The sequence below is a fragment of the Acidovorax sp. GW821-FHT10A04 genome (assembly GCF_059415825.1).
The window spans coordinates 1-16105 of the sequence record NZ_JBWKNZ010000008.1 but is presented as its reverse complement, the minus strand read 5'-3'; the positions used below and the strand labels follow the sequence as shown (position 1 = coordinate 16105).

Sequence of the window (16105 nt, the reverse complement as noted above, 5' to 3'; positions counted from 1 at the left end):
TGCAGATTCACAGGCCGGACTTGGGAGCCCCGAGGAGCGGCGACGACACGGCATAAGCGCCGTGGTTGGTGAAGACCCAGATCAGGTTGCGGTCCCACTCGATGAACACGCCGTGCGTCTGGTCACCGAAGTGCTGGTTGACCTTGGGGTCGACGGTCGGGGGAACGAAGTAGCCTGCGATCTTCGGCTGCGCCGGGTTGCTCACGTCGAAGATCTGCGCGCCCGCGTTGTAGAAGGCGTAGACCAGGTACTTGCCGCTCGGCGTTCCCGGCTGGTGCCAGTAGCCGCTGCGCTTGGGGCCAAAACTGCCACGGCGCTGGCAGTAGTCGGTGAAGGGCGCGCCCTGGGGTGGCGTGGGGCGCGGCAGGGTCGCCAGGATGCGCGGCTTGGTCGGGTCCTTCACGTCGATCGCATAGATGTCCTTGTAGGGCTCGTAGCAGTCCTCGTTGAGCGGGTAGCCGCTGAAGTAGACGATGCCGGTCTTCTCCACCTGGCTCACGTCGACGTTGTCGCCTTCGGTGCCCGCCTGGCTGACGGGCATGTCCAGGTGGCCCACACGTTTCATCGCGCCGGAGTTGGACACGTCGATCACATGGAAGCCCATGCCGCCCATGGCCGCGTAGCCGTATTTGCCCCCCTTTTCGGGATCGCGCGGGATGAACAGCGGCATGCGCGCACCCATCCACGCGGTCTTCTTGCCGACCCGCGGGTTCTTGCGGTATTCCTCTTCTTCGCCGGTGCGCGCACCCGGCACCCACCAGGTCGACAAGCGCTGCGGCTTGCGCGGATCGCTCAGGTCGAAGGCCATCTGCGCCGGGTTGTACAGGAAGTTGGCGTACTCCTGGTTGGCAAAGCTGTCGTCGGGTGCGCCGGAGACGAACAGGTACTTGCCACCCCAGTACACCGGAACGTCGCCGCAGCCAGAGCCCTGCTGCGGAAACTGGTCGGCCACGGCCTTGCTGTCCAGCGGCAGCTCGGAGAGCTTCTTCCATTGCGCCGGGTCGGGGCTGCCCACCTCGAACACGCGGAAGCCGCGCAGGATGGGCTGCTGGCGAATCAGGTCGACCTTGGCCTTCTGCTCGGGCTTGTACTTGTTCTCCAGGATGCCAAAACGCGTGACTTCATAGCACTGCACGGCGACATGCTTGCCCAGCTTTTCATTGAACTGGATGGTGAGCGGGCCGAAGGGGTGCTCGTTGCTGCCCCAGGCCCACTTCTTCTCGGCCACCTTCTTCGCAGCGCGCGGGTCGGTGATGTCGAACACCTTGTAGAACGACTTCTCGTGGATCACCATGTAGCGCCGGCCCTCCATGTCCACCGTGGTCTGCCACGAGTGGTAGGGGCTGCCCAGCATGTCGGGGTAGCGTGCCTCGACCTTGGTGTTGTGCAGGTAGCTGTTCTGGTCCAGGTAGTCCAGGCTGCCCTTGAAGGGGTGCGTGCCGCCGATGCCCGGGGCTTCGGCCGGGTGCCGGAAGGCGCCGCTGGCATCCAGCCCATAGCTGCCGGCGGCGGGCCGCGCCGGTTCGCCGGGCGTTCCCTTGGCTTCTTCGCGCTCTTCCTTGACGGGCAGCCGGGCCGCGCCCTCGGGCGGCGGCACGATGGTCTGGGCCAGCGCGGGTGCGACCAGGCCGGCGCTCAGCAGGCAGGCCAGGAGGGTGGTAGTGGGTTTCATGGTCATTCGCTCCTTCAGAACTTGTGGCGCATGCCGATCTGCACGCCGCGCGGGTTTTCGTTGGACAGGGGGGTGGCGTGGTTGAAGCTCACGGGGAACCGCAGCTCCGAGTCGCGGGCGTGGTGCACCGCGCCCACGATCGTGTACAGGTCGGTGCGCTTGGACAGGCCGTGCAGGTAGCCGGCCACCCAGCTCGTGGCATCCGACAGCGCGGCGTTCGGCCGGTCGTTCTTGCGCACCACGCTGGCGAACACGCGCTGCAGGGCATTGAACTCGTAGCGCAGGCCCAGCTGCACGTCATTGCCTTTGGAGGCGAAGCCGACATAGGGCGGATAGGCGTAGTAGCCGTTGTAGCGGTGGTAGAGGAAGGTCAGGTCCAGCGGCCCCATGGAGTAGACCCCGCCCAGGTAGTGGTCGCTGGAGTGGCGCATCCGCTCGGGACTGTCCAGGTCGCGGCGGTACTGGCGGTCGACGGCGGCCATCAGGTACAGGTCCTTGTTCCAGTAGTCGATGGCGATGCTCGTGGCCTTGGCGTCCTTGCTGCCGTCCTCGCGGCCGAAGGTGGTGCCGATGCGCGCCTGCAGGTTGGCCACGCGCGGCGAGGTGTAGAAGATCCCGTTGCTTTCGCGCCAGGGTGCGAAGTACAGCAGCGTGTTGCTGATGGGGCTGTAGTCGCCCGAGAAGGTCGGGTCGATGTAGCCGTACATCTCGGCCGAGGGCAGGTCGCGCCGGCCCGCGCTGACCTCGCCCCACTCCTTGCTGCCCAAGGCGACATAGGTGTGGCGCGGCGACCCGGCCTGGCCGGAGTCCGCGCGGAAGGTCAGCTCGTGCACGGCGGTGGCCTTGAGCCCGCCGCCCAGGTCCTCCACGGACTTGAACTGCAGGCGCGAGGTGTTCAGCCCCCCCGACACCAGGCTGCGCTGGGTGCCGCCGCCGGACTTGGCGATCTCGAGATTCAGATCGACGAAGCCGGACAGCGTCACCTGCGCGAGCGCCAGCGTCGGTGCGAGGGCCCAGGCCGCGACCGCGGCGGGCATGCAGTGTCGGATGGTGTTGTTCTTTCGATTCACGTTCTTTGTCTCCTCTTTTATGGTGGTGATGGTCTGCAGGACGGGAATCAGGTGACGGCCTTGCGGGCCGTGAACTCTGGCTTGCGCCAGTCGCCTTCGGCCATGACGCTCTTGAGCGCGGCGACGGCGTTCCACACGTCGCAATGGCCCAGGTACAGCGCGGCAAAGCCGAAGCGCAGGATGTCGGGTGCGCGGAAATCACCGATCACGCCCCGCGCGATCAGCGCCTGCACGATGGCGTAGCCCTCTGGGTGCGTCAGCGAGACCTGGCTGCCCCGCAGCGCGGGATCGCGCGGCGTGGCCAGGCCGAAGCCGTGGGCGCCCAGCTCCTGGTCCACCAGGGCGATGAACAGCCCGGTCAGTGCCACGCTCTTGGCGCGCAGGGCCTGCATGTCCACACCGTCGAAGGCGGTGAGCGCGGCCTCCAGCGCAATCAGGCCGAGCTGCGGCGCCGTGCCCACGAGCATGCGGTCGATGCCAGGCGCGGGCTCGTAGCCGTGGGTGAATGCGAAGGGCCGCGCGTGGCCGTGCCAGCCCGTGAGCGGCTGGCGCAGCCCCTCCTGGTGGCGCCGGGCCACGAAGGCGAACGACGGAGCCCCGGGCCCGCCATTGAGGTACTTGTAACCGCAGCCCACGGCGAAATCGACCTGGCAATCGTTGAGCGCACAGGGCATGGCGCCTGCGGTGTGGGCCAGGTCCCAGATCACGAGCGCGCCCACCTCGTGCGCGCGCCGCGTCACGGCGGCCATGTCGTAGGCCTGGCCGCTCTTGTAGTTGACATGCGTGAGCGCGAGCACGGCCACGTCCTCGTTCAGCGCGGCCAGCACCTCCTCGGGTTCCACGGCGCGGAACTGCGTGCCGGTGATTTCGGCCACGCCCTGGGCCACGTAGGCGTCCGTGGGGAAGTTGCCGCGCTCGCCCAGCATGAGGCTGCGCCCCGGCCGCATGCGCAGCGCCGCCACGAGCAGCTTGAACAGGTTGACCGAGGTGGAGTCGGCCACGATGACTTCATTGTCCTCGGCCCCCACGAGCCGGGCGATGCGCGCACCCACGCGCTGGGGCGCCGGGTACCAGTCGGCGTCGTTCCAGGAGCGGATCAGCCCGGTGGCCCACTCTTGCTCGATGGCCCGGTGCATGCGCGCCGGCACCGCGCGCGGCATCGCGCCCAGGGAGTTTCCGTCCAGGTAGATGACGCCCTCGGGCAGCTGGAATCGCTGGCGCACCGGGGCCAGGGGGTCGGCGGCGTCACGTGCCAGGCAATCCTCCCAGGAGATGGGAGCGGCGTTCTGGACATCAACTGCTACATCTGGAATACCAGAATTGATTTTTGTATTCATGAAACGTAGTCTATGCCGTGACCGCCGAAATTTCTTTGCAATCGCGCCCCCGTTTCAGGGGGTACAGGTCTAGATATTCCCGCCATCCACCCTTTCAGGAAACACCATGCCCATTGCCCTCGACGCCACCGACCGACTGCTGCTCAATGCCCTGCAGGGTGACGCGCGGCTCACCTCCTCCGAGCTGGCCGAACGCGCCCATCTCTCCCAGTCGCCGTGCTGGCGGCGCGTGAAGCGGCTGGAGGACATGGGGCTGATCAGCGGCTACAGCGCCAGGCTGGACCGGCGCGCCCTGGGCTGGGGCGTGATGGCCTTTGCGACCATCACCATCGACAGCCAGGACGAGGCGCTGTCGCTGGCCTTCGAGGCCACCGTGCGCGACATCCCCGAGGTGGTGATGTGCCACGGGGTCTCGGGCCCCGAAGACTTCGTGCTGGTGGTCGTGGCCCAGGACCTGGATGCCTACTCGGCACTGATGCAGCACAGGCTGCGGCGCCTGCCCGGCGTCAAGCATGTGCGCACGAGCTTTTCCCTGCAGGAAGTGAAGGCCTTGCAGGGGATGCCGGTTCCGGCATGAGATGAGTCACCCCCTGAGGCGCTGCGCGCCTTCACCCCTCTCTCGACTCGCTGCGCGAGTCGGGAGGGGGACGCTCCCAGCGCGGCGGGGCGGCCCTTGCGCGGGAGCACTGGCCTGGGGCGCGCCAGTTGCATGCACTGTGGGCGGCTACTGGCTACTGGTTACTTGCACGCAAGCGATGGCCTTGATCTCGACCACCATGTCGGGGTGCGGCAGGGCGCGCACGACCACGGTGGTGCGGGTGGGGGCGTCGCCAGGAAAGAACTCCCCATAGGCGGCGTTGAAGGTGGCGAAGTCCTCGGCGCGCACCAGGAAGGCCTGCATGTCCACGCAGTCGGCCAGACCTGCCCCACCCGCTTCCTGCACCAGCGCGTCGATGGTCTGCAGCACGCGGCGGGTCTGTGCGGCCACGTCGTGGCGCACCGCGTCGCCCTCGCGCAGGACACCGTCGATCTCGCCCCCCGGCAGGCGTGCGCTGACGCCGGCGACGAACACCAGGTCACCGGCCCGCCGCCAGCGCGCATAGGCACCCAGGGGGCGCGGCAGGGTGGGCGCCGTCATGGGCGATCCATGCGAAAGCCGGCCTGGGCGAGTTGCGTGCACAGGCCTTCGGCCCAGGCCGCCTCGGCCGGCACGAACGGCGGGCGCACATGGCGCCAGGCGCTGTCCTCGAACTCCCGGGCCACCACTTCCTTGAGCGCGGGGATCATGGGGTGGGCCTGGAACAGGCTGCGCACCACCTTGAGTTGTGCTTGCAGGGCCCCGAAACGGGGGGTCCCCCAGGCCTGCAGCGCCCGCGCGATGGCACCCGGCTGCACGTTGGCGGTGGCGGAGATGCAGCCCGCAGCCCCCAGCGGCAAGGCCTTTTCGAGCAGCGCCTCCGATGCGGGAAAGACCTCGAATCCCGGGAATTCACGCAGCACGCGCTCGGTGTTGGCCCAGTCACCCGAACTGTCCTTGATGCCGGCCACGGTACCGGGGTAGGCCTTGAGGAGCCGCTCGATCAGCGCGCAGGAGATGGGGACACCCGTGAACTGGGGGATGTGGTAGAGGTAGAGCCTCAGGCGCTCCGACCCCACGGCTTCGATCGCCTGCGCATAGTGGGCAAACAACCCGTCATCGGTCGCGGGCTTGAAATAGAAGGGCGGCAGCACCAGCGCACCGGCGCAGCCGAGTTCGACAGCACGCCGGGTCAGGGCCACGGTCTCGGGCACCGAACACAAGCCGGTGCCGGGCACCATGGCACCGGCCGGAATGCCGGCATCGACCAGTGCCTCCAGCAACTCGATCTTTTCGGAAAGGCCCAGCGAATTGGCCTCGCTGTTGGTGCCGAACACGGCCAGCCCGGCGCCCTGCGCCACCAGCCAGCGGCAGAACGCGATGAACGCCGGCCGGTTGACGGACAGGTCGGCATGGAAGGGAGTGAGTGCCGGAGCGAGGACCTTGAGGGGGCGGGTGCTTTGCATGGTGTCGGTGCGCAAGGGAGTGGAGAAGGGGTCGGGGCGTGTCAGCGCGCTGCGCGCATGAAATCGAGCAGCTGCGGGCCCAGGGTTTCTTCGCCGCTGTTGAAGTGGGCGACGATGGAGGTGTGGTTGTGCCGCGGCATGACGGCGAAGCGCGTGGGCGCCGTGCGCCCGCTGGCCAAGGCGCGGGCGTGGAACTCCTGGCCGTAGCGGTCGAGGTGGGTGTTCTCGTACTGCGCCACGGCGATGAACAGGGCCACATTGCTTTGGCCCGCGTGGCTGGCGGGCGAGCGCTGCTCGTACAGCGCGGCATCCTCGCCGAAGTAGGCGCGCACCCCATCGGCATTGGGGTTGTCCGGCAGCACGTCGGCGCGCAGCCGTGCGCTGACGAGCATGGCCCCCGCTGTGTCGGCCGGGGTGAGGCGCTCTGCCAGCGCCGGGTCGAACAGTGCGCTGGCCACATGCGATCCCCCGGCCGAGTGGCCCATGAGGAAGACGCGCGCCGGATCGCCGCCAAACCGCCCGATGTGGGCCCGCACCCAGCGGGCGGCGGCCACCACGTCGGCGGCGCCGCCCGGGTATGCGGTCTGCGGGGCCAGCCGGTATTCCACATTCACCGCCACGCAGCCCTGGCGCGCGAACCAGTAGGCCACGTTGTCGTAGATGGCGCCGTTGGCACTCTTGCTGCCACGGATGAAGGCCCCGCCATGGAAGAAGACCAGCACGTCGCGCGCCCCCCCGGCCCATTCGCCGCGGCTGTACACGTCGAGCACCTGGCGCGGCGCTGTGCCGTAGGGCAGGTCGCGGGCCACTTCGATGCCGCGGTTGTCGGCCTGCAGGACCAGGGGCGTATAGGCACGCACCACCAGGTCACGGTGCCGGTTGATGTCCTCGGCCCAGCGGGGCCCGATGCCGTCGAGCAAGGCCTGGTCCTGCGCGCTGAGCGAGCCCAGGGGCTGCGATGCGTTGTTCATGCTGAAAATTATACACATTGATGTTTTGGTATACCAAACAAACTTGAATTCACTATACTTTCCATGTCGATATACACAACAGGAGAAATTCACCATGGAAAGACTCAGGCACATCGCCCTGTCGGTCAGCGACCCCGAGGCCGCGGCCCAGTTCTTCGAGCAAGCTTTCGGCATGACCCGCGCCGGCCGCGCCATGCGCGGCTGGTACATGACCGATGGCGTGATGAACGTGGCCTTGCTGAACTTCAAGGACGAGGCGGTTCCCGGCTACGAGAAGCTCAAGGACGTGCGGGGCGTGATCCACTTCGGCATGTGGGTAGACAACCTCGAAGAGGCCGAAAGGCGCGTGGTCGCCGCAGGCGGCACTTACCTCACGGGCCGCAAGGAAACCGACCCCAACGTGTTCTACGAAGTGAAGTACCGCACGCCCGACGGCATCGTGTTCGACATCACCGAGTCCGGCTGGAAGGGGGCGGTCAAAGAGGTGGCGCCCGCCGCCGCGGGCTGAGCGGAGCGCACAGTGCAGCGTTTGCACATACTGGCGCTCATCCCGCTGCCCGCGGCCACGCGGGCAGCCCTGGCCAGCACCTACACCTTGCACGACGGCATGGACACCCACTCCGTGCCCTGGGATGACATCGCAGCGGTGGTGACCAACGGCACCACGGGCCTGTCCGCCGAGCAGCTGGAGCGGCTGCCCGCGCTGCGCATCGTCTGCGCCTTCGGCGCGGGCTACGAGGCGGTGGACATGGGCGCGGCCGCACGGCGCGGCGTCGTGGTGGCCAATGCCCCCGGTGCCAACGACGAGACGGTGGCCGACCATGCGCTGGGCTTTCTGCTCGCCCTCAGCCGTGGCTACGGCGCGCTCACCGCGGCCATGCGCGCGGGCGGCTGGTGCGGCCTGCGGGCGGCGCGCCCGACGCTCCACGGCGCCACGCTCGGCATCATCGGCATGGGGCGCATCGGGCAGGCCATCGCCCTGCGCGCGCTCGGCTTCGGCATGCAGGTGCGCTACTGCACGCGCAGCCCGCGCAACGGCTTGCCTTACCGCCACGAGCCCAGTCTGCTCGCGCTCGCAGGCGCGAGCGACTATCTGGTGGCCGCCTGCCCGGGCGGCGCATCCACCCACCACATCGTGGATGGCCCGGTGCTGGCAGCCCTGGGCTCCGAGGGCTTCTTCGTGAACGTGGCGCGGGGCTCGGTGGTCGATACCGAAGCCCTGGTGCAGGCCTTGCGGACCGGCGGCATTGCCGGCGCAGGCCTGGATGTGTTCGAGTACGAGCCCGAGGTTCCTGCGGCGCTGCGCGCACTCGACAATGTGCTGCTCACACCGCACCTGGCAGGGCGCTCGCCAGCCTCCCAGGCGGCACAGACGGCGGCGCTGCTCGCCAGCCTGGCGGATTGTTTTGCGGGACGCGAGCCCGCCACGGCCATCCCCCCGCGCTGACGCGGCTTGCAGGACGAAAGGCGGTGCCCCGCTGGTGCACCGCCTCTTTCCCCTGTGGCGATCCCGGGCCGCTCAGGAGCCCTTGTTTCCCCCGGTCTTGGACGCCAGCAGATGCGGTGGCGGCGGCACGACGAAGCGTTCGAGACGGTACTGGTCGAAACTCTCCAGGTTGCGCTCCCAGACCTCGGCCTGGTGCCCGGCATCCTGCGGGATCTGGGTCATGTCGCAGTAGACCTCGACGTTGTTGCCATCGGGGTCCTTGAACACCAAGAAGAGGTTGTTGCCGGGTCCGTGGCGGCCGATGCCGCGCACGATCTCCACGCCGTGCGCCTGCAGCACCCGGACCGAGCGCTCCATCTCCTCCAGGCTGTCGATGAGGTAGGAGAAATGCTCCAGGCCCGGCCGCGAGTAGCGCGGCAGGTCGTTCAGGTCCGGCGAGTCGGCGGGCAGTTGCGCAAGCGCGAGGTCATGGTGGTCCGTTCCCGCGCGCAGGAAGACCATGTTCTCGCCGATCCAGTCCGAGACCTCGAGGCCCAGCACCTCGGTATAGAACCTGGCCGACTTCTGGATATCGCGCACCATGAGCACGATGTGCCCGAGGCGGCGGGGTTTGAGCTTTTCCATGGCGAACTCCGTTGCGTGTGAATCTGTGGCGCGCGCTGTTCAGGGCGCTGCAATGACGTGGTTTTCGATGGAGCCGATCTGCGCGATCGAGGCCACCATCACGTCGCCCGGCTTGAGGAACAGGCCGCGCCCCATGCCCACGCCCGTGGGCGTTCCCGTGGCGATCAGGTCGCCCGGCTTGAGCGTGAGGATGCTCGACAGGTAGGCGATCTGTTCGGCAATGTTGAAGATCATGCCCTTCGTGCTCGCGTCCTGCATGCTCTCGCCGTTGACCGTGAGCTGCATGCGCAGGTCCATCGGGTCCCCCACGCAATCGCGGGGAACGAACCACGGCCCCAGGGGTGCGAAGGTGTCGAAGCTCTTGCCGCGGAACCAGTCGTGCGAGAAGGGGTAGTCCGTGCGACGCGTGAGGTCGCGGGCGCTGACGTCGTTGATCACCGTGTAGCCGGCGATGTGCGCGTAGGCATCCTGGAGTGCGATATTGCGGCCGCCGCGGCCGATGACCACCGCCAGTTCCACCTCCCAATCGAGCTTCATCGTGCTGTCGGGCATGACGACGGCGGTCTTCGTGGGCGTCACGCTGGTCTCGGCCTTCATGAAGATGTAGGGCGAGCTCTCGCTGCGCGCCGCCAGCTGGGTGCCCATCTCCGCGGCATGCTCGTAGTAGTTGGACGCGGTGGCAAAGATGCGGGCGGGCGCATAGGGAACGGACAGCGCCCCCTCTTGTCGAGGTGGCTGGATGCGCCCCTCGCGGATGGCCAGCGCGGCCGACTCCAGCGATTGGAGCGTGGCGGCAGACGCATCCCAGCCCGCCAGCAAGGCCCCCAGTTCGGCGGGCATCGGCGGCGCGGCGGGTGTGACCGCCTGCACGGCGGTTTGCGCATCGTAGACAGCATTGTCGACCACCAGGCCCATGCGCGGCGCCTTGCTGCCCGTGCCTGCCATGTAGGTGGCAATTCCAAACCAGTTCATTGCAATTTCCTTTCTTGAATTCATGCAGTTGCGGGCCGCTGCCTCACTCGGCGCGGATCCCGGAGTTCTTGAGCACCTTGCCCCACATCACCAGCTCACGCTGGATCTGCGCACCGAATGCGGCGCGCGCCGTGAACAGCGGCACCACACCGGCCTCTTCGAGCTTTTGCAGCGCCACCGGGTCGTCCTTCATGCGGAGCACCTCCGCGGCGATGCGGTCCAGCACCTCGGGCGGCGTGCCTGCGCGCGCCACGAGGCCATTCCAGGTGGTGACTTCGTGGCCGGGAAAGGTCTCGGCGATGGTCGGCACGTTCGGCAGCTCCTTCGAGCGCGTGGCACTGGAGATGGCCAAAAGACGGATCTTTCCCCCGCTCGCCTGGGAAATCACTTCGGACGGGCTGGCCGAGTACATGTCGATCACGCCGCCCAGCAGGTCTGTCATGGCCGGGGCCCCGCCCCGGTAGGGGACATGCACCATGTCGATCTCGGCCCGCTTGGTGAAGATGTAGGCCGACAGGTGGGTGAGCGCAGCCGTCCCTCCGCTGCCGTAGCTGAGCTTGCCGGGCTGCTGTCTGGCCAGGGCCACCAGTTCCCCCAGGTTCTTCACCGGCAGTGCGGCCTTGGTGGCAATGACGAATGCATTGGCCCCGATGTTGACCACCGGCGCAAAGTCCTTGGCCGGGTCGTAGTTGAAGTTCGGGTTCACGAAGGGCGCCGTGACCATCTGCGTGGCCGTGGCCATGAACAGGGTGTAGCCATCCGCCGGGGCCCCGAGCACCTGCTTGGCGGCGATGAGGCCCGAGGCGCCGGGGCGGTTGTCCACCACCACGGCAGTGCCCAGCGCCTTGGTGAGATGGCTGGCCGTGAGGCGCGCGATCGTGTCCGTGTTTCCCCCCGCGCCGAACGGCACGACGATGGTGATGGGCTTGGCCGGCCAGGCCTGCGCGAGGCCGGTAGTGGCGCACAACGCCAGGGCAATTCCTGCGAGCACTCGGTACATTGTCTTCCTTTCGTTTTTATTTGGTATACCAAGAATACACAATAAAATACAAAACTTCAATGCGAGGCTTCCCCACCCTGCATGCCCTGCGGCACGTGGGGGCGCGCCCGCGGCCTACAGCACCGAGCAGGCCTGGTCAAACGGCAGCCGCGGCAGCCGGCCGAACAGCCGGGCGGGATCGCCTTGCCCGAGGTTGCACAGGAAGTTCACACGGCATCGGCCGTCCGGGAAGAAGCGGGTGTTGACCAGGTCTTCGTCGAACCCGGACATGGGGCCGCAATCGAGCCCGAGGGCCCGGGCCGCCAGCAGGAAGTAGCCGGCCTGCAGCGTGGCATTGCGAAAGGCCGTGGTCTCGGCATGGCGCTCGTCGCGGGCAAAGCTGTCGTACAGCCCGGGGTTGTGCGGAAACAGGGTCTCGGCGTGTTCGTGGAAGCGCCGGTCATAGCCCAGGATGCAGATCACGGGTGCAGACGCCGTCTTGGCCACATTGCCCGGGCTGAGGGCAGGCAGCAGGCGTGCCTTGGCTTCGGGGGTGACCAGAAAGAGGATGCGCTGGGGCGCGCAGTTGGCGCTGGTCGGGCCCCACTTCACCAGGTCGTACAGATCGCGCAGCAGTGCCTCGGGCACCGGGGAGTCCAGGAATCCGTTGTGCGAACGCGCGCCCTGGAAAAGCGCGTGCATGCCTGCCTTGTCGAGCATCACCAGTCCTTGTCGAAGTTGAAGAGTGCGAGCGCCCCCATCCGGTCGCCGGCACCCACCACGACCCGACGGCGCTTGCGCCGGCAGAGACGGTGGAAGACGCGCCTGCTGCCGATGGCCGGGCCGCCCTGCAAGCAGGACCGACAGCGCGCAGCCGAGCACGGCACCTTCTGAAGAAGCTGCCGCGATTCTAGGCGATCCTCATCACCTGGTATACCAAATTATTTTTTGGTATTCTTTGAGGTAGGCATCTTGGCCTTGCGTGCAGCGGGGGGCACGCCCATCTTCGCCGAGGGCGCCGCCGTCGAACGGGCACGCTTGCCTGCTGGCGGCGTCGGGGAGGGCGCCTGCTCCACGGTGTTTTCGGCCTCCTTCGCCTGGCGCAGGGCCCGCAGCGCCGCATTGCCCAGGTGCGCGTTGTGTGCGCGCATGGCGAGGTAGGCCTTCTCGCCGTGGCCCTCGGCGATGGCCTCGACGATCTCCTTGTGGGCATCGTGCGATGTCACAAGGCGGTCCGTCTCGGCCGGGTGGTACTGGCGGTAGGGGCTCAGGCGATCACGGATCTCGCCCACCATCTGGCTGATCACCGCGTTGTGCGCGCCTTCAAGGATCAGGCGATGCAGTTCGCGGTTGGCCTCGAGGTATTTGTCGAGGTCGCCATTGGCCACGTATTCGTTGGAGCGCTCGTGGATGTAGCGCAGTTCGGTTTTTTCCATGGTGGTCATGGACTCTGCGGCCAACCGCGCGCACAGGGCCTCCAGCTCGCAGTCTGCGTGCAGGATCTCGGCCAGCTCCTTGACGCTGATTTCCATGACAACCACACCGCGCATGGGCAGCAGCTGCGTCAGCCCACGTGCGGCGAGTTGGCGCAATGCCTCGCGCACGGGAGTGCGCGACACGTTGAAGTGCTCGGCCAGCACCCGCTCGTCGAGGCGGGTGCCGGGTTTGAACTGACCGCTGATGATCAGCTCGGAGATCTGGGACTGAACCTTGGCAGCAATGGTGGACATTGTATTTTTTACCCTTGCAAGTGCGTTCCATTCTAGCCAGCTGCACACCAGGAGGATGCAGCCCGAACCCGATACCGATCCTAGACCAGGAACCCGATGCCTCGGTGCGCCCTTTCGCCGACCTCGGGAACCCCGGCTGGTGTCCCCACAGGGCACGGCCAGCACCTACACTGCACAGGCCATGTCCCACGACACCCTCGCGCCTTCCAGCCCGTCCCGTTGTCCCCTGTGCGGCCAGCCCAACCAATGCGCAGTGGCGGCCGGACTGCCCGCGCAGGAGTGCTGGTGCATGAGTACCCCGGTGTCGCCCGCGGCGCTGGCACGCCTGCCCGCTGAGCAGCGGGGCCTCCGCTGCATCTGCCCTGGCTGCGCGCGCGGGTCGGACGGGAGCGCGGGAACGATCCAGCCACCGGCCCCCCAGCCGATATGATTTGGACTTCCCACAACCTCTTTTCCTGAAGAAAGCACACCATGCCCACGTACCACGTCGAAATGATGGAAGGCCGTACCGTCGAACAAAAGCGCAAGCTGGTGGAGGAGATCACCCGTGTGTCCGTCGAGGTGCTGGGTGGCTCGCCCGAGTCGGTGGACATCCTGATCACCGACATCAAGCGCGAGAACTGGGCCACGGGCGGCAAGCTGTGGTCGGAGCGGACGTAGCAGGTACATGCCCCTGGGGCGCTGCGCGCCTTCGCCCCTTTCTCGGCGGCCCTCTTCGCCACTGATAGCCAGCCCAACCCCTCCATGACAACACAGCCGTCTTCCGGTTCCCTCGCCGCCCTGCGCGAACGGCATGGCGAGCGTTACCGCTGGCTGTTGTTGCTCTCGGTCATGGTCGGCACGATGGCGTCGATCATGTCCTCGACCATCGTGAACGTGGCCATCCCGGACATGAGCCATTACTTCACCTTGGGCCAGGAACGCGCCCAGTGGGTGACCTCGGGCTTCATGGTGGCTACCACGGTGTCCATGCTCACCACGCCCTGGCTGCTGTCGCGCTATGGCTACCGCGCCACCTACGTGGGCGCCATGCTGCTGCTGCTGGCCGGCGGCGTCGGCGGCGGCTTGGCGCGCGATTTCGGCCTGGTGCTGCTGGCGCGCGTGGCCGAAGGCCTCGCGGCCGGTGTGGTGCAGCCCATTCCGGCCGTCATCATCCTCTATGCCTTCCAACCCCATGAGCAGGGCCGTGCGAGCGGCATCTTCGGCATGGGCGTGGTGCTGGCGCCGGCGATCGGCCCGAGCATCGGCGGGCTGCTGGTCGGCTGGTTCGGCTGGCGCTCCATCTTCTTCATGGTCGTGCCGCTGTGCTTGGCCTCGATCTGGCTGGCCTACAAGTTCGTGCCGGTCACGGCTCCGGGCGGCGTGGCCGCCAACCGCAACGGCGAAGCGCTGGACTGGCGCGGCCTGGCACTGGGCACGGCTGGCACGCTGTGCCTGCTCAATGGGCTGGTGGCGCTGCACGGGGGTACCGTCTCCGAAGCCATCCTGCTGCTGGCCGGCGCCGTGGTCGCCACGGGCCTGTTCATCGGCTGGCAGCGCCGGCAGCTGGGGCAGGGTCGCAAGCCGCTGATGGACCTGCGGCTCTTCCAGTACCGGCAGTTCGCCATGGGCAGCATCGTGGCCTTCATCTATGGCACGGCGCTGTTCGGCTCCACCTACCTGCTGCCGGTGTTCATGCAGCTTGGCCTGCAGCTGTCGGCTTCGCATGTGGGCACCATCATGCTGCCCGCAGGCTTCGTGCTGGCCATCACCATCGCGCTGGTGGGCCGGCTGGCCGACCGGCAGCCCACACACCTGCTGGTGAGCATCGGCCTGGCCCTGCTGGCCCTGTCCTTCGGCCTCATGGTCGTGGTGGGCCTGGGTTCCCCGCTGTGGATGCTGGTGGTGTTTGCGATCCTCGGGCGCATCGGGCTGGGCTTCATCCTGCCATCGCTCAACCTGGGCGCCATGCGGCCGCTGGACAAGTCGCTGATATCGCAAGGCTCCAGCGCCATCGGCTTCCTGCGCATGCTCGGCGGGGCTGCCGGGGTGAGCCTGTGCGGCATCGTTCTCGAATGGCGCATGGGCGCGCATGGGGCCTCGCTCGCAGCGGGCGCCAGCAACCCGGCACGCATCGCCGCCTTTGGCGAGACATTTTTGATGCTGACCGCGCTGTGCCTGCTGGCCCTGGTGGCGGCCTGGCAGCTGCGCCAGGCGCCCACTGCACCAGCGATAGAGCCCGCACCACCCCGTTGAGGCCTTCAGACCCGGTATCCTTGCAAGCATGTGCCAACTGCTCGGAATGAACTGCAACACCCCCACGGACGTGACCTTCAGCTTCACGGGATTCGCGCAGCGGGGGGGCAATACGGGGGACCATGCCGACGGCTGGGGCATTGCTTTCTTCGAGGACCGGGGCCTGCGGCATTTCGTGGACCACCTGCCGGCCGTGGATTCGCCGGTGGCCGAGCTGATCCGCCGCTATCCGATCAAGAGCCGCAACGTCATCGCGCACATCCGCAAGGCCACCCAGGGCCTGGTGAGTCTGCAGAATTGCCACCCCTTCGTGCGCGAGCTCTGGGGACGCTACTGGGTGTTTGCCCACAACGGCGACCTCAAGGACTTCCGGCCGCGCCTGCATTCGCATTTCCACCCCGTAGGGGACACGGACAGCGAGCATGCGTTCTGCTGGATCATGCAGGAGCTGGCCAAGTCGCATGCCAGCGTGCCCAGCATTGCCGAGCTGACCCTCACCCTCAAGGAACTGGCCGCGCGCATCGCGCCGCACGGTACCTTCAACTTCCTGCTCTCCAATGGGCAGGCGCTGTGGGCCCATGCGTCCACGAACCTGTACTACATCGAGCGCAAGCACCCGTTCAGCGAAGCGCAGCTGTCCGACGAGGACGTGCGCATCGACTTCGCGACCCAGACCACCGCCTCCGACCGCGTGGCCATCATCGTGACGGCTCCGCTCACGGTCAATGAAGACTGGACGGCCTTCGGCAAAGGTGAATTGCTGGTCTTCGTGGACGGGCAGCGGCAAGGCTGCTGATCCCTGCGGCGCACAGGCGCCCGATCCCAACCCGATCGTCGTTCACACCCGCCAGAGGCCAGGTGTGCAGGCGCGTGCTGCGGTTTTATTCGTGCCCCCGCAAGACGAGGTGCATTTTCGTTTCCCCAAACGCAAAACCCCCCAGTCCTTTAGGGACTGAGGGGATTTGGGGCTGTAAGAGCCTGACGATGACCTACTTTCACACGGGAACCCGCACTATCATCGGCGC

18 protein-coding genes are annotated in these 16105 nt (G+C 67.3%); 7 read left to right on the top strand and 11 right to left on the bottom strand.

Translation table 11 applies throughout. The features are described 5' to 3' along the window. Window positions 1-7: 7 nt before the first annotated feature. The 3 genes from AC07PF_RS17530 to kynU all read right to left on the bottom strand — a co-directional run bounded on the left by AC07PF_RS17530 (window position 8) and on the right by kynU (window position 4079). Window positions 8-1672: an LVIVD repeat-containing protein gene (locus AC07PF_RS17530; protein ID WP_494612713.1), complete on the bottom strand. Its 1665-nt coding sequence runs from the start codon at window positions 1670-1672 to the stop codon at window positions 8-10. Window positions 1673-1686: 14 nt separating this feature from the next. Then, entirely contained in the window at window positions 1687-2709 is a 1023-nt protein-coding gene (locus AC07PF_RS17525; RefSeq protein WP_494612712.1) for a porin, read from the bottom strand. A gap of 80 nt (window positions 2710-2789) precedes the next feature. Beyond that, complete coding sequence (kynU, locus tag AC07PF_RS17520) at window positions 2790-4079, bottom strand: kynureninase (protein ID WP_494612711.1); 1290 nt, start codon at window positions 4077-4079, stop codon at window positions 2790-2792. Between the two features lie 106 nt (window positions 4080-4185). Here kynU and AC07PF_RS17515 point away from each other — a divergent pair, with 106 nt between their 5' ends. Beyond that, complete coding sequence (locus AC07PF_RS17515; RefSeq protein ID WP_007860817.1) at window positions 4186-4656, top strand: Lrp/AsnC family transcriptional regulator; 471 nt, start codon at window positions 4186-4188, stop codon at window positions 4654-4656. Between the two features lie 147 nt (window positions 4657-4803). Here the strand turns inward: AC07PF_RS17515 and AC07PF_RS17510 are convergent, their stop codons facing one another. Genes AC07PF_RS17510 through AC07PF_RS17500 form a run of 3 tightly spaced genes read right to left on the bottom strand, consistent with a single transcriptional unit; the run spans window position 4804 to window position 7093 of the window. Next, the gene (locus tag AC07PF_RS17510) at window positions 4804-5217 is read right to left on the bottom strand and encodes a RidA family protein (protein WP_007859658.1); all 414 of its coding nucleotides are present in this window, start codon (window positions 5215-5217) and stop codon (window positions 4804-4806) included. Then, a complete protein-coding gene (locus AC07PF_RS17505; RefSeq protein ID WP_494612710.1) occupies window positions 5214-6122 on the bottom strand; it encodes a dihydrodipicolinate synthase family protein in 909 nt (302 codons plus the stop codon). Before AC07PF_RS17505 ends, AC07PF_RS17510 begins: the two co-directional genes overlap by 4 nt. A gap of 41 nt (window positions 6123-6163) precedes the next feature. Further along, complete coding sequence (locus AC07PF_RS17500) at window positions 6164-7093, bottom strand: alpha/beta hydrolase (RefSeq protein ID WP_494612709.1); 930 nt, start codon at window positions 7091-7093, stop codon at window positions 6164-6166. Between the two features lie 94 nt (window positions 7094-7187). Between AC07PF_RS17500 and AC07PF_RS17495 the strand changes: the two genes are divergently transcribed. Together AC07PF_RS17495 and AC07PF_RS17490 are read left to right on the top strand one after the other, a co-directional pair. Beyond that, window positions 7188-7601, top strand: coding sequence for a VOC family protein (locus AC07PF_RS17495; protein WP_007859654.1), 414 nt, complete (start codon window positions 7188-7190; stop codon window positions 7599-7601). A gap of 12 nt (window positions 7602-7613) precedes the next feature. Beyond that, window positions 7614-8540 (top strand): 2-hydroxyacid dehydrogenase, encoded by a 927-nt coding sequence (locus AC07PF_RS17490; protein WP_494612708.1) that lies wholly within the window; start codon window positions 7614-7616, stop codon window positions 8538-8540. Between the two features lie 72 nt (window positions 8541-8612). On the opposite strand, the gene AC07PF_RS17485 is transcribed toward AC07PF_RS17490, so the two are convergent. The 5 genes from AC07PF_RS17485 to AC07PF_RS17465 all read right to left on the bottom strand — a co-directional run bounded on the left by AC07PF_RS17485 (window position 8613) and on the right by AC07PF_RS17465 (window position 12845). Continuing rightward, a complete protein-coding gene (locus AC07PF_RS17485; protein WP_494612707.1) occupies window positions 8613-9164 on the bottom strand; it encodes a VOC family protein in 552 nt (183 codons plus the stop codon). Window positions 9165-9203: 39 nt separating this feature from the next. Then, window positions 9204-10136 carry a fumarylacetoacetate hydrolase family protein gene (locus AC07PF_RS17480; RefSeq protein WP_494612706.1) on the bottom strand — a complete coding sequence of 311 codons (933 nt, stop codon included), beginning with the start codon at window positions 10134-10136 and terminating at the stop codon, window positions 9204-9206. A 43-nt stretch (window positions 10137-10179) separates the two neighbouring features. Continuing rightward, on the bottom strand, window positions 10180-11136 hold the full coding sequence (locus AC07PF_RS17475) for a Bug family tripartite tricarboxylate transporter substrate binding protein (RefSeq protein WP_494612705.1): 957 nt from the start codon (window positions 11134-11136) through the stop codon (window positions 10180-10182). A 114-nt stretch (window positions 11137-11250) separates the two neighbouring features. Beyond that, entirely contained in the window at window positions 11251-11835 is a 585-nt protein-coding gene (locus AC07PF_RS17470) for a malonic semialdehyde reductase (protein WP_494612704.1), read from the bottom strand. A gap of 221 nt (window positions 11836-12056) precedes the next feature. Next, the gene (locus AC07PF_RS17465) at window positions 12057-12845 is read right to left on the bottom strand and encodes a GntR family transcriptional regulator (protein ID WP_494612703.1); all 789 of its coding nucleotides are present in this window, start codon (window positions 12843-12845) and stop codon (window positions 12057-12059) included. Here AC07PF_RS17465 and AC07PF_RS17460 point away from each other — a divergent pair. The 4 genes from AC07PF_RS17460 (at window position 12835) to AC07PF_RS17445 (ending at window position 15876) form a co-directional block, all read left to right on the top strand. Next, a complete protein-coding gene (locus AC07PF_RS17460; protein ID WP_494612702.1) occupies window positions 12835-13275 on the top strand; it encodes a cysteine-rich CWC family protein in 441 nt (146 codons plus the stop codon). The genes AC07PF_RS17465 and AC07PF_RS17460 overlap by 11 nt on opposite strands. Window positions 13276-13316: 41 nt before the next feature. Next, window positions 13317-13505, top strand: coding sequence for a 4-oxalocrotonate tautomerase (locus AC07PF_RS17455; RefSeq protein ID WP_007850839.1), 189 nt, complete (start codon window positions 13317-13319; stop codon window positions 13503-13505). An 84-nt stretch (window positions 13506-13589) separates the two neighbouring features. Then, window positions 13590-15080, top strand: a complete 1491-nt coding sequence (locus AC07PF_RS17450) for an MFS transporter (RefSeq protein WP_494612701.1) — start codon at window positions 13590-13592, stop codon at window positions 15078-15080. Window positions 15081-15108: 28 nt separating this feature from the next. Then, window positions 15109-15876 carry a class II glutamine amidotransferase gene (locus tag AC07PF_RS17445; RefSeq protein WP_145697023.1) on the top strand — a complete coding sequence of 256 codons (768 nt, stop codon included), beginning with the start codon at window positions 15109-15111 and terminating at the stop codon, window positions 15874-15876. Window positions 15877-16105 lie beyond the last annotated feature (229 nt).